The sequence below is a fragment of the Flavobacterium sp. 3HN19-14 genome (assembly GCF_051373205.1).
Classification (GTDB): Bacteria; Bacteroidota; Bacteroidia; order Flavobacteriales; family Flavobacteriaceae; genus Flavobacterium.
In genome coordinates, this window is record NZ_JBPPZT010000001.1 from 2,989,636 (window position 1) to 3,012,529 (window position 22,894).

The following is a 22,894-nucleotide window of genomic DNA, read 5'->3' on the forward strand; positions in this document are numbered from 1 at the left end:
CCTGAACACTGCCAACTATTTTCTAACTTTGCCGGATGTACAACCGCCACAATTTCCATAAACACACTTTCTGCGTTTTCAACGAAGTAAATTTTTCTGAGATTGAAGGCAGAAATCCTGATTATAAAAGCGATTCAGGAAGCGTTTATTATTTTACCGAAGCAGGCGTTTACCGATATTCCAACCATTGGGCCGCGCCGCCAAATGCAAATGGAGGTTACAATCTTCACAGGAATATGACAAAAGACTGCGTTTGGGTTACGCCAACTGGATGGCTTTTCACGATGACAACAGCAGCGAAAAGTTATATTTTATTGAAGTCGATTTTGAAGCAAAAACCGCAGCTTACCAACATAAAAATAATTTTCAGGGAACTGAGCTTCCGGTTTTTAGATCTGCTTCCGATGCATCGAAAATGATTAAGCAAATTCGAAATTTATTGCATTCTGAAAATTGGGCAAAGCATTTTGAAACAGGAATTGACGATTTGAGAAAAGTGATTATCACAGAATTGATTTCAACTTCAAAAACATTACAAAAAATTAAGTCGGAATTATTGTAATAAAAATTCCACATTTCCATTCGCTAATTTACCACATTCGCTAATTCGCTAATTAAACCCTATCTTTGCCACCGATTAACGCTTAACTATGAGCGTTTCAAGAAATGATATATGTTATTTGAAGATTTATCGCTTTCCAAAAGCATCCAAAGAGCCGTTTTTGAACTCGGCTATACAGAACCAACCCCGATTCAGCAACAAGCCATTCCGGTTGTACTCGAAGGCCGTGACCTTATCGGCTGTGCGCAGACCGGAACCGGGAAAACGGCAGCTTTCGCCATTCCGATCATTCACCAATTGCACCGCATTGTCGGTTCTACCAAAAGGCCGAAAGTCATTCGCGCTTTGGTCGTAACGCCTACAAGAGAGCTCGCCGTACAAATCGGACAGAATTTTGACGAATACGGAAAATACACCAATCTTACGCAACTGACCATCTTTGGAGGCGTCTCGCAAATCCCGCAGGTTGATGTTTTGAGAAAAGGCGTCGATGTATTAATAGCAACGCCGGGCAGATTACTCGATTTGCACAAACAGGGTTTTATCGACCTGGACCACCTGCATACTTTGGTTTTAGACGAAGCCGACCAGATGCTCGACATGGGCTTTGTAAACGATGTGAAGAAGATTGTAAAACTCACGCCTAATAACCGCCAGACGCTTTTGTTTTCGGCTACAATGCCGATTGCTATTCGTGAATTGGCAGAGATGTTCTTAAAAGATCCTGCGACGGTTTCTGTTTCGCCCGTTTCTTCAACGGCTGAAAATGTAGAGCAGCGCATTTATTTCGTTGATAAGACTGAGAAGCGCAACATGTTGTATCACCTGATCCGCAATGAGAAACTTTCGGATGTATTGGTTTTTTCGAGGACAAAACACGGCGCCGACAATATTGTAAAAGCATTGCGCAAAAAAGGCGTTCCGGCTGAAGCCATCCACGGCGATAAATCACAAAACGCAAGGCAACGTGTTCTTGATGCCTTTAAGGCGAAGGAAGTCGGCGTTTTAGTGGCGACTGATATTGCCGCGCGAGGAATCGACATCGACCAGTTACCCTATGTCATCAATTTTGATTTGCCGAATATCCCGGAAACTTACGTACACAGAATCGGACGTACCGGGCGCGCCGGAAATGGCGGGATTGCAATTTCCTTCTGCAGTGCCGACGAACATGGCTATTGGAAAGACATCCAGAAACTGATCAAAGTGGATGTGCAAACCATCAGCGACCACCCATATCCCTGGCAAACCGGAACAGCACCTGATGCCGAACCAAAACCCGAGAAGAATTCTAACCGTAGTGGCGGTGCACACAAATCAAGAAAATCTGCGGGTTCGAAGCAGAATAAGAAACGCTGGTACTAGATTGCAGACAGCAGGTTTCAGACTACAGACAGCAGTTAACAGCAATTATTCCGAAAACCAAATCTGCCGTCTGAAATCTGCTAACTGTAATCTGCTATCCGCGGTCTACTATCTGTCGCCAAAAACTGTTATTTCATAAACCGAATCCTGATAATCTGGTATTTTCCGGCAGCAATCGCGGTCGAATCGTCAATAAAACGAATCGTATAAAGTGAGTTGTCATTGAGCAACTGTTTCCATGTTTTGGCGCTGTCGGATGAATATTGTAATCCCGATGCACCGACGGAAACCAGTGCTTTCCCATCACTATTAGGAACATACTGAACACAGGATGCAAATCCGAAACCTGATTTTTCAGCTATAAGCTGCCACGTTTTTCCACCGTCTTTAGTGATGGCTTTGTTCCCCGAATTGTTATTTGGATCATCGAAATTGCCACCTGCGATGAATCCGTTATCAGTATCGTAGAAATCTGCGGTAAAAATCCCTTTCATTTCTGCGCCTTGATCAATTGGCGTGTTGTAAACTTTCCATGTATTTCCCTTATCCGCAGAAAAGAATACGCGCGACTGCATGCCGCCTGAAACCAGCCAGGTGTTATTGCCCTTTATGACGATATTGGTGTTGCTTGCTGCGAAAGCGGCTTCATTAGTAATTACTTTCGGAAGCTGGTCGCAAGGCAGTTTTTTCCATGTATTTCCGCCGTCTCTTGTGATGATTACTGAAAGGCAATCATCTGTCGGGTCGCCCATCGCGATGCCTTCGGTGTCATTCCAGAATTGCATGCTGTCGTAAAAAACCTTTTCGTGATTTTCCTGGTAGACGAGCTTGATTTCACGGCCGTCTTTCGAAATCCTGTAAACCAATCCCGGATTCCCGATTGACGCGATGAATATGTATTTTGAAGTTTTGGCAATACTGCGGAATTCAAGCGACAGCGTATCTTTCGAAACATTTCCGAAGAAATTCTTTTGTGTCTTGAGGTCATAATAGCCGTATTTCCCGTTGTTGGCTGCGTACCAGACTTTATTGGAATCGATCAAAAGGGCGCGCACAGAAATGCTTTCTTTCAGCAACACATCAGTCTTTAAAGAAGTAAAACCGGATTGGCTTTTTTCGGCAGCAGCCTTTTCCTTTTGACAAGACATTAATAATGAGAACGTTAACAGGAGTGCGGCAATTTTTTTCATATTCCGGAGATTTATACACACAAATCTAGCTTTCTTTTTTGATTCGTCCCAAATAATCAACGGGCTTAATTTGTTAATGATATCCAAAATTTGATTAATTTTACAGCTTTAAAAATTACATATGAGCGCTTCAAATCATAGTCTCCACAGTAAATGGACGATTGGTGGGTTATTAGTCAGTTTAGGAATTATTTACGGTGACATCGGTACTTCCCCTCTTTATGTAATGAAAGCGATTATCGGACTTGATTTTGCAATCAATTCTGATTTGGTTTTAGGAGGCGTTTCGTTGGTTTTCTGAACCTTGACGCTTCAAACGACCATCAAATATGTGATGATAACGCTGAGTGCCGACAACCACGGTGAGGGCGGAATTTTCGCTTTATATGCGCTTGTAAAAAGAACCAAAATCAGGTGGCTGATTGTTCCCGCAATTATTGGCGGATCTGCACTTTTAGCCGACGGAATCATTACCCCTCCTATCTCGGTTTCTTCGGCAGTTGAAGGAATCCGGCGTTTTACCCTAACCTGAATACCGTACCGATTGTAATCGGAATACTGGTCGTTTTATTTACAATACAACAATTCGGGACAAAGTTAGTAGGTAAATTTTTTGCACCGGTAATGCTCGTGTGGTTTTCGATGTTGGGCATACTTGGGCCATTCAGATTTCACACAATTTTGAAGTGCTTAAGGCCATTAATCCTTACTACGCTTATCATATTTTGTTTGCAGATAAAGGCATCAATTGCGATGGATTTTTCGTATTGGGATTCGTTTTCCTTTGTACGACAGGAGCCGAAGCACTTTATTCAGACATGGGGCATTGCGGGAAGAAAAACATCCGTATCAGCTGGATTTTTGTAAAGATTACTTTGCTTCTCAATTATTTCGGACAGGCGGCTTACCTGATCGATCATGAAGGAAAAACGCTGACGGCTTTAGGGCAATCCAACCCAAACCCGTTTTATCTGAGCATGCCCGAATGGTTCCAGCCGATTGGAATTACTATTGCTACAATGGCGGCTGTTATCGCTTCTCAGGCGTTGATCAGCGGCTCTTTTACATTGATCAATGAGGCGATGCGACTTAATTTCTGGCCTAAAGTACGCATTAAATATCCTACTGAATTAAAAGGCCAAATGTACATTCCATCAATCAACTGGCTTTTATTGGCAGGCTGTATCGGTATCGTAATACATTTTCAGGAATCAAGCAGAATGGAGCATGCTTATGGATTGGCAATTATCCTTTGCATGATCATGACGACGGTTTTGCTCAATTATTACCTGATCATGAAAAGGGTAAAATGGTATTTTTATATGCCGCTGATTACGATTTACCTCGCTATAGAATTTAGTTTCCTTGCGGCGAATGTGACGAAATTTACCGATGGCGGTTATGTGACTTTAATCATCGCGACGATGTTGATTTCGGTAATGGCGATTTGGTTCAGGGCGAAAAAAATCAGCAAGAATTATACACGGATGGTTAAGATTGACGATTACAAAAAGGTGTTGCAGGAACTCAGTCTTGACCTTTCGATCCCGAAATATGCCACGCACCTTGTTTACCTTACCAATGCCAATCGTATTGATGAAATTGAAGAAAAAGTGCTGTATTCGATTCTTCAAAAACGACCAAAAAGAGCCGATTTATACTGGTTCCTTCACGTTAATATCCTCAATGAGCCTTACAAAACCGAGTATAAAGTCACCGAAATCCTTAAAGATGATATCATTCGTGTAGATTTCAACTTAGGTTTCCGTGAGCCTACCAAAATCAATATCATGTTCAAGGAAGTCGTGAAAGATATGGTAAAAAATGGCGAAGTTGATATCACAAGCCGTTACGAATCATTGAGCAGAAACAACATTATTGGTGATTTCAAATTCGTGCTTTCTGAAAAATTCCTTTCCAACGACAGCGACATGTTATGGCACGAAAAGATTGTCATGAACACTTATTTCCTTATCAAGAAATTAAGCCTTTCGGAAGAAGGCGCATTTGGTTTGGACAGCAGTTCGGTGAAAATTGAGAAATTCCCGATGGTATTGCATCCGCCGGAAAGTATCTGCATGAAACGCGTCGAATAAATAAGAAAGCTTCCTTTTCCGGAAGCTTTTTTATTTTACGCAGCAACCATTCCAAAAGTTAAATAAATCCCAATAATTTTTTCTTGGCACAAATATTGGTTTCTGACAAACGAACACAAAATTTACCAACAAAATTTAATAAACCGTATTATGAAAACTAGAATACTAACACTGGCGATTTTTACTTTCCTTTTTGCCAACAGCATTTCGGCGCAGGATGTTACTACTGTGAACGCCAAAAACAGTGACATTAGCGACAACCTTGATTTACGGGCAGTTGCTTCTATTTTCGGCGATTCAAAAGACCTTGAAGATTTTGAAAGAAGGCTCAACAATCCGAAAGACCAAATCTCAAACCTCGACCTTAACGGCGACGGAAAAGTAGATTATTTGCGTGTTATCGAAACGGTTGATAACGGTACGCACTTAATCGTCATCCAATCGGTTTTGGACAAAGATGTTTTTCAGGACGTTGCCACTGTTGAAGTTGAAAAAGACAGCAGCAATAATGTTCAGGTTCAGGTAGTTGGTGACGTTTATATGTATGGCCTAATTACATTTACGAGCCCGTTTATGTGACAAGACCTGTTATTTACACGACTTTCTGGGGCGGATATTATAATCCATATTATTCACCATATTATTACGGTTATTACCCGACTTACTACACTTATTGGGAGCCTTATCCTGTTTTCAGGTACAGAAGACATGTGAATGTTTACATCAATGTGAACAATCATTATAACTACGTAAATACAAGAAGAAGCCAGCGTGCTATCGCTTTATATTCTACCAGACGTGCGAATGGTTACGAAAGAGCGCATCCTAATAATTCTTTCAGAGACAGGAATAAAAATGTATCTAACCATTACGAACTTGAAAACACAAGGCAGAATGCTGCGCCAAGAGGCGGAAAAAAAGTGGTTTCTGACCGAAATACGACTCCAACGGTTAACAATCCGAGAAATAACAATGGAAAGGCAAATAATGTAAAAAATACTGTTTCACCAAGAAATACGCAAGGCAATACCGTAGCATCACCAACGCGCAATCAGGTTAAAACAACAACCGGAACAAGAAATTTACAGGGAGAAAATAGTGTCAGAGCTAATAATAATGTTGTAACGCCGAGGTCAACAACTTCGACACCTATTAAAGCAAGTGCGCCAACGCAGACACAGGTGCGAAATACGACGCCAAAATTTGAGCAGCCGAGAACGACTACGCCTTCGCCAAGAGTAGAACAGCCGAAAGTTTCAAATCCGTCGCCGAGGGTTGAGCAACCGAGAGTTTCAACACCTGCACCGCGTGTCGAAACAAGATCGCAACCGACCAATAACATCAATACACAAAGAAGCCAGCCGGTTCAAAATAGCGCGCCAAGCGGAGGAAGGAATTCAGGCGGTGGCCGCGGAAGAGGATAAACTCAAATGAATTTAAATAATTAACGACTTGCATTGCAGGTCGTTTTTGTTTGATAGCATCCGGTGCGCAGATCAATCGTCAAATGTTTACACTGGATTCTTTAATTATGTAGTGATGATTAATTTCATCATGTTTGAATTTAACAATTTTTACGGCAAACCCGTATCCAGGTAATTGATATTTTTCGTAGGGATGCAATTGCCCCTTCCCTGAAGGCAAAATACAATTTTTTCCAACACCTTGTATTACGGTAAAGCCGTAAAAATTCTTAAATTTTCGTATTGATTGATTTTATACATGATTCAGTAAGTCCCATATGAAACTTTCAACCTTCGATTTTAATCTTCAAATCTTATTAGCAATTCCACAAAAAACATTTTATCTTCGAAACGGTAAAATTTACCCGCGAATAAAACGTTAATCCATTTTACTACAACTATTTAACCGGAAAAAATACAATCATGAAGGCTTTTTTTAAGTTGATACGCTACCAGAATTTATTAATGATTGCTTTGATGCAATTTATCGTGCGATACGGTTTCTTTCAATTGCAGCACATTCCACTGGCATTAAACGACTGGCAATATGTACTTTTGGTATTGGCTACTGTTTGCGTTGCCGCTGCAGGATACGTCATTAATGACGTTTTTGACCAGGATACCGATGCCGTAAACAAACCTCAGAAAGTAATCGTCGGAAAATATATTTCAGAAACTAAGGCTTATAATATTTATGTAACACTGAATATCATTGGTGTCGGAATTGCCTTTTACATCGCAAACGTAATTGACAAACCAAGTCTTTCGGGCATATTCATTGGCGTTGCGGCGCTGCTTTATTTGTATGCTTCAAGCCTGAAACAAAGCTTGTTGGCAGGCAACATCATTGTTTCGATTGTAGCGGCAATGAGTATTATTGTCGTGGCCATTTTTGACGTATATCCGATGACCAACATTGAAAACCGTATCGAACTGGGCAGCCGGTTTTTGGTATTGTTAGATTATGCAATGTTTTGTTTTATTATCACCCTTTTCAGGGAAATCGTCAAAGATACAGAAGATATAAAAGGCGACAATGAAATGGGCATGAGGACACTGCCGGTCGTACTCGGAATTCCGAAAACGGTAAAAATCGTATTTGCTTTAAGTGTGGTTTTCATTGCTTATTTATTGTTTTATGTATACCAGAATTACTTCTCCAATAACCTTTACATTGGCGCTGCTTATACATTATTGACGATTATCGCACCGCTGATTTATTTCGCCATTCAGCTATTTTCTGCTAAAGCAAAAGAAGATTTCACCCATTTGAGTAAAATACTGAAAGTTGTACTCTTTTTCGGTGTTTTGCTGATTCTTGTCATCACATTAAATATACAGCAGCATGCTTAAGGAACATCTGAAAGATTATAAAATCATACTGGCTTCGGGTTCTCCGCGCAGGCAGCAGTTTTTCCGCGACATGGGCACTCGATTTTGAAATCCGGTTGAAGGAAGTCGAGGAAATTTACCCGCCAAACCTAACTGAAGAAGACATCACTGACTATCTCGCTGTTTTAAAAAGTGACGCATTCGAAGGCGAATTGCAACCAAATGAAATCCTGATTACAAGCGACACCATTGTCTGGTTCAAAGAAAAAGCGCTCGGGAAGCCGAAAGATTACGATGATGCTTTTCGAATGCTGCAATCGATGTCAGGTGAAACGCACAAAGTGATTACGTCGGTTTGTTTTCGTACGGCAGAAAAAATCGAGACATTGTTTGAAACGACGCTGGTTACTTTCAACAAACTCACGGATGAAGCGATTCGCTATTATCTGGACAATTACAAACCTTACGACAAAGCGGGCGCTTATGGCATCCAGGAATGGATTGGTTTGGTAGCCGTCTCAAAAATCGAAGGTTCCTATGCCAATGTCATGGGAATGCCGGTGGATAAAGTCTATCAATACCTGATCAATTTCAAAAAATAATATGGAAAATTTTAAAAGCTACTATCACGAACTTGTCATTTCGGGTGTATTAGTTTTAATGACGATGTTGTTGCGACTCTTATCTGCCAAGCTCGTCAGGAAGTATGCGCGCACCAGCGAAGTCCTGGAACACCGCACCAATCTCGTCATCAAATACATCCATATTTTTATCAATACGCTGTTTTTCATCGTCATATTCATCGTTTGGGGCGTACAGACGAAAGACATATTTTTCACCGTTTCTTCTGTAGTTACGGTCGTCGGCGTGGCACTTTTTGCGCAATGGTCGATTTTGAGCAACATTACTTCCGGAATTATTCTGTTGTTTTCGTTTCCATTTAAAATCGGTGACATCATTCGCATTCACGACAAGGATTTTCCGATTGAAGCAGAAATCGAAGACATCCGTACTTTCCACACTTACCTCAAAACACGCGGCGGCGAAATGATTACGTATCCGAATACGCTTTTATTGCAAAAAGGGATTTCGATAATCAAGCATGAAGCCGCGTCTGAAAAGGAATTCACCGATTAATTTTACAAATTTCCAAAACGTAATTGTATAATCTTTTTGCGTTTTCCTATAACATTTAACCACTTTATTCTTACCATATTTGTTCTGTAATTAACCACTTACAGGCAATATGAACGAAACTTTAAAATTTCCATTTTACGCCAAACTGACTTTTGTGTTGGTCATGCTGATTTCATTGTTCTATGCACTTTACATAGCGCAGGATATTTTAATGCCGCTGATGATGGCATTTTTATTTGCGATTTTGTTGCGTCCGGTGACGGTTTTTCTAAAAAGGAAATTAAGGTTTCCACACATTATCGCAGTAATCCTGACCGTTTTGACATTCGTGACTTTCATTGCCGGAATCATCGTCTTCCTTTCGATGCAAATCAGTGATTTTACAAACGATTGGGATAAAATCCAGAATAATTTCATGATTCACGTTTCGCATCTTCAGGAATACATCCGCGAACATTTCAATATCAGCAACCGCGAACAGCAGAAATACATCAACGACGCGACAAACGACACGATGAAAACCAGTAAAGAAATCATCGGAAGCACTTTAATGTCGTTTACTGATACGTTGATGAATTTGATTCTGATCCCGATTTATATGTTCCTGATTTTGTTATATCGCACGCATTTCATGAAATTTCTGTGTAAATTATTCAAACCGGAACACCACGATAAACTAAAAGAAATTCTTACACAGATAAAAGTCGCCATCAAAAGTTATCTGTTGGGATTAACTATTGAGCTTATTGTCGTTTCAGCGCTAACCTCTATCGGATTGATGATTGTTGGTGTTGAATACGCCATTTACTCGGTGTCATTACCGGAATCCTTAACCTGATTCCGTATATCGGAATTTTAGTTGCCTGCCTCATAAGTATTTTCGCAACACTGACAGGCTCAACTGATCTATCATTAATCATCGGCGTAGTGGTGGTGAATTTAATCGTACAGCTGATAGATAATAACATCTTGGTTCCGATGATTGTAAGCTCAAAAGTCGAAATCAACGCCATCGTTTCCATCGTCGGAATCATCATTGGCGGCGCGATTGCCGGCATTCCCGGAATGTTCCTTGCAATCCCGATAATTGCCATCCTCAAAGTGATTTTCGACAGGATTGAGCCGCTCGAGCCGTGGGGTTATCTCATGGGCGACGATTTACCCAAAACCTATGAATGGCACAAGATCAGGTTGCCGCTTTACGATTACGACAATGCTTCAGATACCATTAGCGTACAAGCCGTAACTGCTGAAATGCAACCACCTGTTTTCACAGAAACCACCACACATTTGCCAAAAACCGAAATGCCGGATGTACCAAAAACATAATCTTTCAAATGATAAAAACAATTACCCATGAAGATTAAAAGCTACGCCAGGGAAAGAACCATCAGGATTTCCGAGCGAACGATAAAGGAAACCAACAAGTTCCACAATTCTCGATCGATACTGCAAACGCTGTACTTTTTCTTTCAAAAGTTGTCAAAAATACTTTCGCAAGAGGATTTGAATTCAATGAATTCCTGCGCCAGTGTTTTATGATTGGCAACAAATCACTGCCGCTGATTTCCGTTACCGGAATTGTCGTCGGATTGGTATTGACGATTCAATCAAGACCGGTTCTGGTAGATTTCGGAGCCGTTACGATGTTACCCGGAATGGTTGCCATTTCAATCATCCGTGAAATGGTACCGTAATTACCGCCTTAATTTGCGCCGGTAAAATCGGTTCAAGTATGGGCCGAATTAGGTTCGATGCGTGTCACAGAACAAATTGATGCGATGGAAGTTTCTTCTGCGAATCCCGTAAAATTCCTCATTGTACCGCGTGTTATGGCGGCTACATTAATGTTGCCACTTTTGATTATGTATGCTGACGGAATCGGGATTCTCGGAAGCTGGGCAGGCGCCAACATCAAAGGCGATGTAAGTTTCGTACTGTTCATCAACCAGGCTTTTGGAGATGTAGATTTCGGCGATTTATTGCCGGCAGTCGTAAAATCTTTCTTTTTCGGTGCCGTAATCGGACTCGTTGGCTGCTACAAAGGTTTTAACGCCGGAAGAGGAACTGAAAGCGTCGGGATTGCTGCAAATTCAGCAGTAGTTATGGCATCGCTTTTCGTAATCATCGTCGATTTAATTGCCGTTCAAATAACTGATATGCTATGAAAAATCCGGAAAATAACTGTAAGGAAAACGTAATTGAAGTCGAAGAACTGACCAAGAAATTTGGTTCAATGCAAGTACTTAACGGACTCACCATTCAATTGCGCCGCGGTGAAAACTTAGTGGTTCTCGGCAAATCCGGGATGGGGAAATCAGTATTGATAAAATGCATCGTGCGTTTGCTCGACCCTGATACCGGAAAAATCAACGTTCTCGGGCAAGATATGCTCAATGTAAAAAGCAATGACCTCAATGAATTGCGCAGCAAAATCGGATTTCTTTTTCAAAGTGCCGCGTTATATGATTCGATGACCGTTCGCCAAAACCTCGAATTTCCGCTACAGCGCATAAAAAGTAAATTGTCTTCAGCCGAAATGGAAACCAAGATAAAAGAGGCACTCGAAAACGTAGGATTACCTGATGCCATCGACAAAATGCCTTCAGAATTATCAGGCGGGATGCGCAAAAGAATCGGCTTGGCGCGAACAATCATCGTAGATCCTGAAATTATGCTTTACGATGAACCAACAACTGGACTCGACCCAGTCACTTCACACGAAATCAGCTTGTTGATCAATGATATTCAGAAAAAATACAAAACATCATCCATCATCATCACACACGATATCGAATGTGTAAGAACCGTTGCCAACCGCGTCATCATGCTGCAGGAAGGCAAAGTTTACAAAGAGGGAACGCTCGAAGAATTCGAAAATTCAGACGACGAACTCATCAAATCCTATTTTCAAAGCAATAATGTCACTAACCTAAATAAAGTATAAAATGGACGCTCAAAACTCAAAATTCAAAGTACGCCTCGGATTGTTCGTAATTGTCGGCGTCGGCCTGTTTATCTTAGGCATATTCATCATTGGAAAGCAGAAAAATATGTTTGATCCTGTATTCACGCTTACAGCAACATTCCACGATATCGGCGGATTGCAAGTCGGAAACAACGTTCGTTTTTCAGGAATCAACGTCGGAACAATCGACAATATCGTTATCATCAACGATTCAACCGTAAAAGTTGACATGCTGATCAAAAAAGACGTGCAGCGTTTTATCAAAACCGACAGTAATGCCGGAATTGGTTCTGAAGGTATTATCGGCGATAAATTAATCGTAATTTCTCAAGGCGGAAACGCTACCGCTAAAACCGTTCAAAGCGGACAAGTCATTGCTTCTTCTGAACCTGCAAACACCGATGCAATTATGGCAAGCCTTCAGGTAACAGCTGATAATGCCGCAATTGCCACCGGAGAAATTTCTGAAATCGTGATGAAAATCAACCGTGGCGAAGGAACTTTAGGCAAACTGATTTCGGATAAAAGTATGGCCAATAATATCGACGCCACGTTGCTCAACCTGAAAAGCAGTACGAAAGGCCTGAACGAAAATATGGAAGCCGCCAAACACAACTTCCTGTTAAGGGGTTATTTCAAAAAGAAAGAAAAAGCCGCCGCAAAAGCCAAGGAAGAAGCAGAAGAGAAAGCTGAAAAAGCTAAAAAAGAAGCAGATAAAAAGGCCAAACAAGCCAAAGAAGAAGCCGACAAAAAAGCCGAAGCTGCAAAAGCTGCCGCTGACAAGAAAGCAAAAGACGCAAAAAAATAATTACACATTCATTTTTTGGTTAAATAAATCGTAAAAGCGTGCCAATTCAGATTTTTTTGCATCTTATTAAAACTTAATTATGCTATTTTTGGTTGGAAGACCTTATAGCCCAGAATCCATTTATACGCAGATGCCATTAAAATTTAAATTTTCACTACTCGTTTTATTGCTTTGCTTTATGCAACCTTGCGTCGCACAGGAAAAAAAGCCACAGACAGTAAGGGATTCGGCAGCGATGTACAAAAAGATTGAGAAATATTCCAAACGGAGTAAATTTTTCAAGATGATGCACAAAATGGTCTTTGAGCCTACAGAAGTCAAGAAATCAAACCCGATCCGGAAACCAAAGAAGAAAAAATACAAAAGCTACGAAGGAAAGATTGTCCGTAAAATAAACGTTCAGACGCTCGATCCTTTCGGTTATTCTGAAATCGACACCACCAAAAAACCACGCAATTGGGCAGAAAGAAGCGGTAATCGATTGCACATCAAATCGACGCAGCTCGCCATTCGGAATTTACTCCTGATCAGGAAAAACCGACCGCTGGATACGCTTTTAGTGAGTGAATCTGAACGTCTTATCAGAACCCAGCGTTATGTGAGCCGGGTCGTTATTGATGCAAAGCCGGTTGGCAGGGATTCCGTCGACGTATATGTACGTGTACTCGATTCATGGAGCCTTATTCCGCGCGGTTCGATCAGCAGCTCGCGCACAACAGCAGAATTAGACGAACGCAATATTTTTGGTTCAGGGCATCAGTTTGATGCCAAATATTCAAGACGGCGCGAAGACAAAACCAATCTTTACGATTTTAAATACGTCATACCCACGATTAAGAATTCGTTCGTCAGAACCACTTTGGGGTACAAATTTGATTTCGATGGTAATTATAGCAAAAGCCTCAATATTGAACGTACTTTTTTCTCTCCTTTTACCAAATGGGCAGGCGGTTTTTACATGAACCAGGCAATTTCGAAAGGATTCGTTGCAAGGGCCTGATCTGACTTACAGCAACCAGAATTTCAAATATTATTCACAGGATGGCTGGGGCGGGCATGCCATCAGGATTTTCAACGGAAATACCGAGAACGAGCGTACTTCCAACCTGATTCTTGCCGCCAGGGCTTTGTTTGTGCAGTATGAGGAAAGCCCGGATCAGGTTCACGACAGCATCAATTTTTACACAGGTGAAAAATTTTTCCTGGCGGAATCGGTATTTCCTCACGGCAATTCGTTGAAGATAAATTCCTTTTTAATTACGGGATTACTGAAGACGTTCCTGTGGGTAGGGTTTTCGGAATTACCAGCGGCTACCAGATCAAAGATGGCCGCGGAAGGCTTTATGCCGGGGCTCGCGCATCATTTGGAAATTACTTCAAAATCGGTTACCTGAGTACCAATTTTGAATATGGGACTTTCTTTCGCGATTCAAAAGCAGAGCAGACGGCATTCAATTTTCAGGCGATATTTTTCACCAATTTAATGGAATTCGGCAATTGGAAAGTCCGCCAATTTGTAAAACCACAGCTTATTTTAGGCTCAAACCGACTGGCGTCCAACGGCGATTATCTAACCCTTAACGAAAGTAGCGGTTTTTCCGGAGTCAATGGAGCGGGCACTTTAACATACAACAGCGCAGGAATACCCGGTTTTAACAGCGCGGTTTTTGGAACCAAGAAATTCGTACTCAATCTGCAAACGCAGTTTTATTCACCGTGGAATGTGATTGGCTTCCGCATCAACCCCTATTTCAATTATACGATGGCGGCTTTAGGGAACGAGAAAGTCGGTATTCTGAGCAGCAAAGTATATTCAAAAATCGGAATCGGTTTTATCATCAGCAATGATTATCTGGTTTTTAGTTCTTTTCAGTTATCGATGGCTTATTATCCAACAATTCCGGGTGAAGGCGACAGTTTGTTTCAAAACGAATACTTTTGAAACTACCGATTTTCAATTACAGGATTTTGAATTTGCCAAACCACGTACCGTTATTTATAAATGATTGAAATACAAACTATTACACAATATTTTCGATTAAATAAAAGTTAATTCCACCCAACTGGCACAGTAATTGGCTTTCTGATTTCAGTAACCATTTAAATTATAGAAATCATGAAATCGCAGATTCACGAACACCAAAAAAACAATATTCCAACTGTGAGTAAAACTTTAAAATTTATAATACTAGGAGTTGGTCTACTCATAGCTACATCAGCACAATCACAAGTTTCAGTAAGCGTCAACATTGGTACAAGACCAGATTGGGCACCGGCAGCACCGGTCGCCGTAAATTATTATTATCTTCCGGATGTTGATTCTTATTACGACGTTCGTGAATCCAGGTATATTTATTACGGCGGCGGAAGATGGAACCGCGTTGTTTCGCTTCCGGCGCATTACAACTACAATCCGTATCGCGGACGCACAATTGTTTTGACGGATTATCATGGAAACACGCCATATAAGCTTCATAAAATACACAAAACCAGATACTGTGGCCCACAAACGGTAATTGTTAAGCAAAAACACCATGGGCATGGACGCGGACGCGGTCGAGGCCACTGGAAGCACTAAAGTGTAAATTCCAAATAACAATATCCAAATTCTAAATAAATTCCAAATTTTTAAAATTCCAAACTCACAGGGATTTTAAAAAATTGGAATTTATTTTTTGGCTTTTTTTGAAATTTGTTTTTTGATTTTTGAATTTGCTTTTTGACTTTTGGAATTTATAATTACTATATTTGAAGCTATTGCAAAACCATATCAAAATGCACAAGCTTTACGCTGCGTTGTTGTTATTACTGGCATTATTTCCATTGAAAAGCCATGCCCAACAACCGCAAAAACCCAATGCTGCAGAAATTTACAGCCAGATTCAGAAACTCAATTTTTTAGGTTCGGTACTCTACATTGCCGCACATCCTGATGATGAAAACACAAGGCTTATCTCCTATTTTGCCAACGAAAAGAAATACAGAACGGGCTATTTGTCGCTGACAAGAGGCGACGGTGGGCAGAATTTGATCGGTCCTGAATTGCGTGAATTACTCGGAACCATCCGTACACAGGAATTGCTCGAAGCCAGAAGAATCGACGGCGGCGAACAATTTTTTTCCCGTGCCAACGACTTCGGCTATTCAAAAAATCCGGCTGAAACGTTAGAAATTTGGGACAAGAATCAGGTTTTGGCAGATGTCGTCTGGCAAATCCGGAAATTCCAACCAGATGTTATCATCAATCGTTTCGACGCAAGATCGCCGGGAACGACACATGGCCACCACACTTCGTCGGCAATGCTGAGTGTTGAAAGTTTTGATTTGGTGGATGACCCAAAATCATTTCCGGAACAATTGAAATATGTAAATGTCTGGCAGCCGAAACGGGAATTCTTCAACACTTCCTATTGGTTTTACGGCGGAAAAGATAAATTCGACAAAGCCGATAAATCTTCGTTGTACCAAATACAAACCGGCGTCTATTACGCTTCCATCGGAAAATCCAATCAGGAAATTGCGGCTTTGAGCCGAAGCAGGCACCAGTCGCAAGGCTTTGGAAGCACCGGGGCGCGAGGCGAAGACACCGAATACCTTGAATTGATTAAAGGCGAAGCACCGAAAGACAAATCTGATATTTTCGAGGGCATCGATACGTCGTGGAACCGCATCAAAGGCGGGAAAGCAATCGGCGAAATTTTAGCAGGAGTAGAAAAGAATTTCGATTTCAAAAATCCATCGGCGAGCATTCCGCAATTGGTGAAAGCTTATTCGATGCTGCAATCTTTAGATGAAAAGCACTGGAAACCAATCAAATTGGAAGAAATCAAAAAAATCATTGCAGCTTGTTTCCGGATTATATTTAGAAGCTGTCGCTGAAAATCAGGATGCGACGCCGGGAAGTGCTATCAAAATAAAAACCGAAGCCATTAATCGAAGTAATATCGCGATGCAGTTATCAGCAATAAATGTGTTGCCAGACGTGAAGCAGATTTCGCAAAATATCGATTTGAAAAATAATATTTTACAAAATAACTCTCTTGATGTTGTGTTGCCTTCAACGCTGAATTATACAAATCCGTATTGGCTCAATGACAAAGGAACTGTCGGCATGTACCGCGTCGACAATCAGCAAAATATCGGAATTCCTGATGTCATTCGGGAACTGAAAGTTGTTTTTATCGTTGCTATTAATGGCGTCGAAATTCCGTTCGAGCGAAATTTAATCTACAAATACAATGACGACGTGAAAGGCGAAGTGTACCAGCCATTTGATGTTGTACCGGTTGTAACTTCTTCGATTGCGGATAAAGTTTATATTTTCAACAGCGATAAATCGAAAACCATTGCTGTAAAAGTAAAAGCCGGAAAAGAAAATGTTTCCGGAAATCTTCATTTGGAAACTCCGCAAAATTGGAAAGTTACGCCAACTTCGATTCCATTCACTTTGACCAGAAAAGGAGAAGAAAAACTACTCGAATTCACTGTAACACCATCGGCCGAAGCTTCGGAAATCACGCTCAAAAGCATTGTCACCGTTGACGGAAAAACGTATGACAAAGACAAAATCGACATCAATTACAACCACATTTCAAAACAACAGGTTTTAAAACCGGCAGAAGCAAAAGCGATAAAACTCAACATCAAAACCGGCAATGAAAAAATCGCTTACATCATGGGCGCGGGCGATGAAGTACCGAAAAGCCTCATGCAGATGGGTTATTCCGTCGACCAATTAAAAACTGAAGAAATCACTGCTGAAAAACTAGCTGCTTATGACGTGGTAATGACCGGAATCCGCGCTTATAATATCCTGCAATCACTCGCTTTCAAACAAGAAATTCTTTTTGATTTTGTAAAATCGGGCAAAACGATGATTGCGCAATACAACACCACAGACGATTTGGTCACGGATAAAATTGCGCCTTTTCCGTTAAAAATTTCCCGCGACCGCGTGACCGAAGAAAATGCAGAAATTAAATTTCTCGAGCCGAACGCCGATGTGCTCAACAAACCCAACAAAATCACAGCAAAAGACTTCGAAGGCTGGAAACAGGAACAAGGATTATACTATCCGGGCGAATGGGACAAGGCCTTCACGCCCATCCTTTCGGCGCACGATAAAGGCGAAAGTGCAAAAAATGGCGCGCTGTTGGTTGCCAATTACGGAAAAGGACATTACATTTATACGGGATTAAGTTTCTTCCGCGAATTGCCTGAAGGTGTTGCGGGTGCTTTTCGCCTGATGGCCAACTTAATTTCGATAAGCAAAAATTAAATTTATGGACGCCAATACCACCAAACGCTGGAAAAAAAGTTATAGCTGGATCCTCATCGCGAACACCGTCTATATCATTATTTTCATCTTATTAATGCAATATTTTTCTTAAGCCATGCAGCAAATCGATTGGATTGTCATCGTTCTTACCATATTTTTCATCGTCATTTACGGCGTATGGAAGACAAAAGGCAGCAAAAATGTCAACGAATATATTTTAGGAAACAACGAAACGCCGTGGTATACCGTCGGGATTTCAGTGATGGCGACGCAGGCCAGTGCGATTACGTTTCTGTCGACTCCGGGACAGGCATTTAATGACGGAATGGGATTCGTGCAATTTTACTTCGGATTGCCGATTGCCATGGTTATCATTTGTTATACTTTCATCCCGATTTACCACAAGCTAAAGGTTTTTACCGCTTATGAATATCTCGAAAAACGTTTCGATTTAAAGACACGTTCGCTGGCGGCTATTTTGTTTTTAGTGCAAAGAGGATTAGGAACGGGATTGACGATTTACGCGCCTTCCATCATTTTATCATCGATTTTGGGATGGAATCTCACACAGATGAACATCATCATCGGAACTTTGGTAATCGTTTATACTTTTTCCGGCGGAACGAAAGCCGTAAATGTCACACACAAACAGCAAATGTTCATCATAATGCTTGGTATGTTCACCGCTTTTTATCTGATTGTAAGCGGATTGCCTGAAAATATTTCATTCACGAATGCCTTGCAGATTGCCGGGGCGAATGATAAAATGAACATCATCGATTTCTCTGTCGATCCAAAAAACCGTTATACTTTCTGGAGCGGCATTACCGGCGGATTATTCCTGATGCTGTCTTATTTTGGAACCGACCAGTCACAGGTGCAACGCTATTTATCAGGAAAATCAATACGCGAAAGCCAAATGGGATTGCTTTTTAACGGTTTGTTGAAAGTACCGATGCAATTCTTCATTCTTTTGACCGGTGTAATGGTTTATGTATTCTTTCAGTTCCAGACGCTGCCTTTGAATTTCAATCCGAACAGCAAGGTTATTATCGAAAATTCTGCTTACAAAAACGATTATAAAGTCCTTGAAAGTAAGCTCGCCAATGTATTGGAAGAGAAAAAACAAGTCACCATCGATTACGCGAACCAACTCAACATCGATGTTGAAAATCCGGTACTCAAACGCCGTATTTCCGCTTTAAGCGAAAAGGAAAAAAGCATCCGCGACCAAGCGAAAGAACTCATCAGTAAAGCTGACAACAAAGATAAAACGAATGATGCCGATTATATTTTCATTCATTATATTATCACCTACCTTCCGAAAGGATTGGTCGGATTGTTGCTTGCCGTGATACTTTGTGCGGCAATGTCATCAACGGCTTCCGGATTGAATGCACTCGCTTCAACAACGGTAATCGACATTTACAAACGCAATGTAAAAGAAGAAAAAAATGAGAAACATTTTGTGAGTGCCACTAAAATGTTCACTGTTATGTGGGGCGTGGTTGCGATACTCTTTGCCTGCGTAGGAACGCTTTTTGAAAACCTGATCCAGTTGGTAAATATCATCGGATCAATATTCTACGGAACCGTTTTAGGAATTTTCCTTGTCGGATTTTATATCAAATTCGTAAAAGCCAAAGCGATTTTATGGGGCGCCGTCATCAGCCAGACGACCATATTTTTCATCTATTATTTCGCCATCCACATTTATCCAAGCGGACAGGAAAAACTGGGTTATTTGTGGCTTAACTTTATTGGTGCGATGCTGACGGTGGTGATTTCATCATTATTGCAGACAATTTTTAAAGAGGATCCTGAAACTATTGAAGCATAAAGAAAAAAAGGAAAAACTTTGATTATACTCAAAATCTTTCCTCTTTTAGCGAAGCGATCTTGCTTCCTTCAGCAAAGCGGTCTATTTTTTACTCCACTCAGCAATACTGTCTTTGTTCATTTTCACGTAATCGTTGTTCTTCGCTTCCTGGGCAGCTGCCAAAGACAATTTCGCAGTTTCAATTGCGCCTTTCTTATCTCCCAATTTCGCCTGAATCAAAGATTTCTGTCTGTTGTACCAAAACGGCTGCGGCACATCTTTATTCATAGCCAAGGCTTTGTTGACATACTCCAGCGCTTTGTTCATGTCGCCATTTGATTGGTAATAGAACTGCGCAGCAGAAAAATAATCGCCACCAGTTCGGCCCTGCAAGCACTTTATTAATATTGTCCATCGTCATTTTCTGCGTCGGCACTTCAAATTTAATGGCTGCCAAAGTTTTCTCCCATGAAATTTCTATAAAACCATAATTATTGTCAAGGTTGTTTATGGCGATAGTGAAGCTTTCGATACTGCGCGTAAGGTTTTCAGGTTTTACACTGGTTTTCAAAGCTACTTTGGTTTCGTCCCAAGTCTCTGGCGTTCCCCAATTACTGGTGTCAGAATAGAAAACGATTTCCCAGTTATCAGCTTTTGGTGTGGTGTATAAAGCGTATTTTCCTTTTTTCAAGGTCTTGCCGTCAATGACTACATCTTCACTGAAAGAAATTGTAGTATTGGCATTCGCGCCGGTTCTCCATAATTTTCCGAATGGTACCAAATCACCAAAGATAGTACGCCCTTTCATGCCCGGACGTGAATAATCGACTGTCACATCGGTAAGGCCGACGACTTGTTCTACTACAGCTTTCGGACTCGCCTGCGGTGTTTTCAATTGGGCATTGGCGGTAAATGAACAGGCTAAAATTATCGCGGCAACAATTAATTTCTTCATGTGTTTTAATTTATAGGTTTAAATTTTTCCAAATTTAACAAAATTTGATGAGTTAAAGACGTTAACGAAACCATAAATGCAATATCAAAATGTTTAAAAAATATTGATTTTAATTAAACAAATCGTACCTTTATAAAGCATGAAAATTTATACTCTACATACCAGACAAAACCTGCCTGTCTCGCTTCAACAGGCCTGGATTTTTTTCTGACCCGAAGAATTTGCAAGTTATCACGCCGGATTATATGGGATTTGAAATCCTTTCTGGTACAGATCAACCAATGTTTGCAGGCCAACTCATCCAATATATCGTCACGCCGCTTTTTAAAATTAAAATGAAATGGGTAACGGAAATCACACACGTAACCGATAAAAAATATTTTGTAGACGAGCAGCGGTTGGGCACTTATGCGTTGTGGCACCACAAACATTTTTTCAGTGAAATTCCCGGTGGAATAGCTATGGAAGACATCGTAGATTATAAATTGCCGCTGGGCGTTTTCAGGTCAGTTGGTGCATCCATTTCTGGTAAAACCGAAGTTGAAAGAGATTTTTGATTATAGGCGTGAAAAGCTTATTGAAATTTTCGGCGTATTTAAATCTGTTTAATATGAATATTTTCTGGTTCCGGCGCGATTTGCGTTTAGATGACAATGTCGGCTTTTTTCATGCTTTAAATAGCGAAGAGGATGTTTTGCCGGTTTTTATTTTCGACGAAGAAATCCTTTCGGAACTTCCAAAAGACGATGCGCGCGTCACGTTCATACATCAATTGCTTGAAAAAATGCAATCCGGATTGAAGGAACATCATAAATCTTTAGCCGTTTTCCACGGAAAGCCATTCGAAATTTTTGAGAAACTCATTAAAGAAAATGCAATCAAAACGGTTTTCGCCAACCAAGATTATGAGCCTTACGCCAGAAAGCGTGACAAGGAAATGTACCGTTTGTTTCTCGAAAATAAAATCACTTTCAAAACCTGCAAAGGCCAGGTCATTTTTGAAAAAGCCGAAATTACAAAAGATGATGGCGCTCCTTATGTTGTCTATACACCGTATTCAAAAAAATGGCGCGAAAATTTCAATAAAATCAAACTTCACGATTACAATTCCGAAGATAAATTGAAGAATATCACCAAACATTCTTACCCATTTTTAAGCCTGAAAGGCATTGGATTTGTAAAATCAAAAATTGAAGTCCCGGAATACGATATTTCAAAAAGCCTGATTTCACATTATGAAGAAACACGGAACTTTCCGGCACTTGACAAAACTTCGCATTTGAGTCCGCATCTTCGGTTTGGCGCAGTTTCAATACGAAAAATAGTTTTGAAAGCCAATTCAGAAAACAACGATACTTTCTTGAAAGAACTCATCTGGCGTGAATTTTTCATGCAGATTTTATGGCATTTTCCGCATACAGTCACCGATAGTTTTCGCCCAAAATACGACGCAATCAAGTGGCGTTACGACGAAAAAGAATTCAAAAAATGGTGCGACGGCCAAACCGGCTATCCGATTGTCGATGCCGGAATGCGCGAACTCAACGAAACCGGACACATGCACAATCGCGTCCGGATGATTGTTGCGAGTTTTCTATGCAAGCATTTGTTAATCGACTGGCGTTGGGGCGAAGCTTATTTTGCCTTGAAATTATTAGATTATGAGCAATCAAGCAACATCGGCAACTGGCAGTGGAATGCCGGAAGCGGTGTTGACGCTGCGCCGTATTTCAGGATTTTCAATCCGGCAGAGCAAATCAAAAAATTCGATAAGGATTTGAAATATGTGAAAAAATGGGTGCCGGAATTCGGGACTGATAAATATTCTGAACCGATTGTTGACCATAAGGAGGCGCGGGAACGGTGTTTGAAAGTTTATAAGGAAGCTGTTGGTTAAGATTCCCCTCCGCTGGAGGGGAAT

The 22,894-nt window shown here is 40.9% G+C and carries 15 protein-coding genes and 7 pseudogenes; 20 read left to right on the top strand and 2 right to left on the bottom strand.

The window, feature by feature from the left end; all coding sequences use genetic code 11:
• Positions 1–187: 187 nt before the first annotated feature.
• Positions 188–562: a hypothetical protein gene (locus ACSLFW_RS16110; RefSeq protein WP_436556606.1), complete on the top strand. Its 375-nt coding sequence runs from the start codon at positions 188–190 to the stop codon at positions 560–562.
• Between the two features lie 111 nt (positions 563–673).
• Positions 674–1,927 (top strand): DEAD/DEAH box helicase, encoded by a 1,254-nt coding sequence (locus ACSLFW_RS16115; RefSeq protein ID WP_436556607.1) that lies wholly within the window; start codon positions 674–676, stop codon positions 1,925–1,927.
• Positions 1,928–2,055: 128 nt separating this feature from the next.
• Here ACSLFW_RS16115 and ACSLFW_RS16120 read toward each other — a convergent pair whose 3' ends face one another.
• Positions 2,056–3,117 carry a WD40/YVTN/BNR-like repeat-containing protein gene (locus ACSLFW_RS16120; protein WP_436556608.1) on the bottom strand — a complete coding sequence of 354 codons (1,062 nt, stop codon included), beginning with the start codon at positions 3,115–3,117 and terminating at the stop codon, positions 2,056–2,058.
• Between the two features lie 121 nt (positions 3,118–3,238).
• On the opposite strand from ACSLFW_RS16120, the pseudogene ACSLFW_RS16125 reads away from it, so the two are divergent.
• From ACSLFW_RS16125 to ACSLFW_RS16200, 16 genes and pseudogenes are all read left to right on the top strand, one after another.
• A pseudogene (locus ACSLFW_RS16125) lies at positions 3,239–5,213 on the top strand (KUP/HAK/KT family potassium transporter).
• 150 nt (positions 5,214–5,363) lie between these two features.
• The gene (locus tag ACSLFW_RS16130; RefSeq protein ID WP_436556609.1) at positions 5,364–5,792 is read left to right on the top strand and encodes a hypothetical protein; all 429 of its coding nucleotides are present in this window, start codon (positions 5,364–5,366) and stop codon (positions 5,790–5,792) included.
• Positions 5,789–6,637, top strand: coding sequence for a hypothetical protein (locus tag ACSLFW_RS16135; RefSeq protein ID WP_436556610.1), 849 nt, complete (start codon positions 5,789–5,791; stop codon positions 6,635–6,637). The genes ACSLFW_RS16130 and ACSLFW_RS16135 overlap by 4 nt, the downstream gene beginning before the upstream one ends.
• Before the next feature lie 462 nt (positions 6,638–7,099).
• Positions 7,100–8,029, top strand: coding sequence for a geranylgeranylglycerol-phosphate geranylgeranyltransferase (locus ACSLFW_RS16140; protein WP_436556611.1), 930 nt, complete (start codon positions 7,100–7,102; stop codon positions 8,027–8,029).
• Positions 8,022–8,610: pseudogene (locus ACSLFW_RS16145) on the top strand (Maf-like protein). The gene ACSLFW_RS16140 and the pseudogene ACSLFW_RS16145 overlap by 8 nt, the downstream one beginning before the upstream one ends.
• A gap of 1 nt (position 8,611) precedes the next feature.
• The gene (locus ACSLFW_RS16150; protein WP_436556612.1) at positions 8,612–9,145 is read left to right on the top strand and encodes a mechanosensitive ion channel domain-containing protein; all 534 of its coding nucleotides are present in this window, start codon (positions 8,612–8,614) and stop codon (positions 9,143–9,145) included.
• A gap of 211 nt (positions 9,146–9,356) precedes the next feature.
• Positions 9,357–10,474, top strand: a pseudogene (locus ACSLFW_RS16155) (AI-2E family transporter).
• A 194-nt stretch (positions 10,475–10,668) separates the two neighbouring features.
• A pseudogene (locus ACSLFW_RS16160) lies at positions 10,669–11,313 on the top strand (MlaE family ABC transporter permease).
• A complete protein-coding gene (locus ACSLFW_RS16165; protein ID WP_436556613.1) occupies positions 11,310–12,092 on the top strand; it encodes an ABC transporter ATP-binding protein in 783 nt (260 codons plus the stop codon). Before ACSLFW_RS16160 ends, ACSLFW_RS16165 begins: the two are co-directional and overlap by 4 nt.
• A 1-nt stretch (position 12,093) precedes the next feature.
• Positions 12,094–12,921 carry an MlaD family protein gene (locus tag ACSLFW_RS16170; RefSeq protein ID WP_436556614.1) on the top strand — a complete coding sequence of 276 codons (828 nt, stop codon included), beginning with the start codon at positions 12,094–12,096 and terminating at the stop codon, positions 12,919–12,921.
• Positions 12,922–13,051: 130 nt separating this feature from the next.
• A complete protein-coding gene (locus ACSLFW_RS16175; protein ID WP_436556615.1) occupies positions 13,052–13,921 on the top strand; it encodes a hypothetical protein in 870 nt (289 codons plus the stop codon).
• Positions 13,908–14,315 carry a hypothetical protein gene (locus ACSLFW_RS16180; protein ID WP_436556616.1) on the top strand — a complete coding sequence of 136 codons (408 nt, stop codon included), beginning with the start codon at positions 13,908–13,910 and terminating at the stop codon, positions 14,313–14,315. Before ACSLFW_RS16175 ends, ACSLFW_RS16180 begins: the two co-directional genes overlap by 14 nt.
• Positions 14,204–14,863 carry a hypothetical protein gene (locus ACSLFW_RS16185; RefSeq protein WP_436556617.1) on the top strand — a complete coding sequence of 220 codons (660 nt, stop codon included), beginning with the start codon at positions 14,204–14,206 and terminating at the stop codon, positions 14,861–14,863. The genes ACSLFW_RS16180 and ACSLFW_RS16185 overlap by 112 nt, the downstream gene beginning before the upstream one ends.
• A 174-nt stretch (positions 14,864–15,037) precedes the next feature.
• Positions 15,038–15,499, top strand: a complete 462-nt coding sequence (locus tag ACSLFW_RS16190) for a hypothetical protein (protein ID WP_436556618.1) — start codon at positions 15,038–15,040, stop codon at positions 15,497–15,499.
• A gap of 197 nt (positions 15,500–15,696) precedes the next feature.
• Positions 15,697–18,199, top strand: a pseudogene (locus ACSLFW_RS16195) (PIG-L family deacetylase).
• Positions 18,200–18,314: 115 nt separating this feature from the next.
• A complete protein-coding gene (locus ACSLFW_RS16200) occupies positions 18,315–20,039 on the top strand; it encodes a sodium:solute symporter (RefSeq protein WP_436556619.1) in 1,725 nt (574 codons plus the stop codon).
• An 81-nt stretch (positions 20,040–20,120) separates the two neighbouring features.
• Here ACSLFW_RS16200 and ACSLFW_RS16205 read toward each other — a convergent pair.
• Positions 20,121–20,973, bottom strand: a pseudogene (locus ACSLFW_RS16205) (DUF2911 domain-containing protein).
• Between the two features lie 139 nt (positions 20,974–21,112).
• Between ACSLFW_RS16205 and ACSLFW_RS16210 the strand changes: the two are divergent.
• Positions 21,113–21,582: pseudogene (locus ACSLFW_RS16210) on the top strand (SRPBCC family protein).
• Between the two features lies 1 nt (position 21,583).
• Positions 21,584–22,870 carry a cryptochrome/photolyase family protein gene (locus tag ACSLFW_RS16215; protein ID WP_436556620.1) on the top strand — a complete coding sequence of 429 codons (1,287 nt, stop codon included), beginning with the start codon at positions 21,584–21,586 and terminating at the stop codon, positions 22,868–22,870.
• Positions 22,871–22,894 lie beyond the last annotated feature (24 nt).

Bases quoted from the DNA above. Each gene is read 5' to 3' on its own strand.
- ACSLFW_RS16165 (WP_436556613.1), top strand. From the start codon at position 11,310: ATGAAAAATCCGGAAAATAACTGTAAGGAAAACGTAATTGAAGTCGAA.
- ACSLFW_RS16140 (WP_436556611.1), top strand. From the start codon at position 7,100: ATGAAGGCTTTTTTTAAGTTGATACGCTACCAGAATTTATTAATGATT.
- ACSLFW_RS16200 (WP_436556619.1), top strand. From the start codon at position 18,315: ATGCAGCAAATCGATTGGATTGTCATCGTTCTTACCATATTTTTCATC.
- ACSLFW_RS16120 (WP_436556608.1), bottom strand. From the start codon at position 3,117: ATGAAAAAAATTGCCGCACTCCTGTTAACGTTCTCATTATTAATGTCT.
- ACSLFW_RS16190 (WP_436556618.1), top strand. From the start codon at position 15,038: ATGAAATCGCAGATTCACGAACACCAAAAAAACAATATTCCAACTGTG.
- ACSLFW_RS16175 (WP_436556615.1), top strand. From the start codon at position 13,052: ATGCCATTAAAATTTAAATTTTCACTACTCGTTTTATTGCTTTGCTTT.
- ACSLFW_RS16130 (WP_436556609.1), top strand. From the start codon at position 5,364: ATGAAAACTAGAATACTAACACTGGCGATTTTTACTTTCCTTTTTGCC.
- ACSLFW_RS16215 (WP_436556620.1), top strand. From the start codon at position 21,584: ATGAATATTTTCTGGTTCCGGCGCGATTTGCGTTTAGATGACAATGTC.
- ACSLFW_RS16170 (WP_436556614.1), top strand. From the start codon at position 12,094: ATGGACGCTCAAAACTCAAAATTCAAAGTACGCCTCGGATTGTTCGTA.
- ACSLFW_RS16150 (WP_436556612.1), top strand. From the start codon at position 8,612: ATGGAAAATTTTAAAAGCTACTATCACGAACTTGTCATTTCGGGTGTA.
- ACSLFW_RS16115 (WP_436556607.1), top strand. From the start codon at position 674: ATGTTATTTGAAGATTTATCGCTTTCCAAAAGCATCCAAAGAGCCGTT.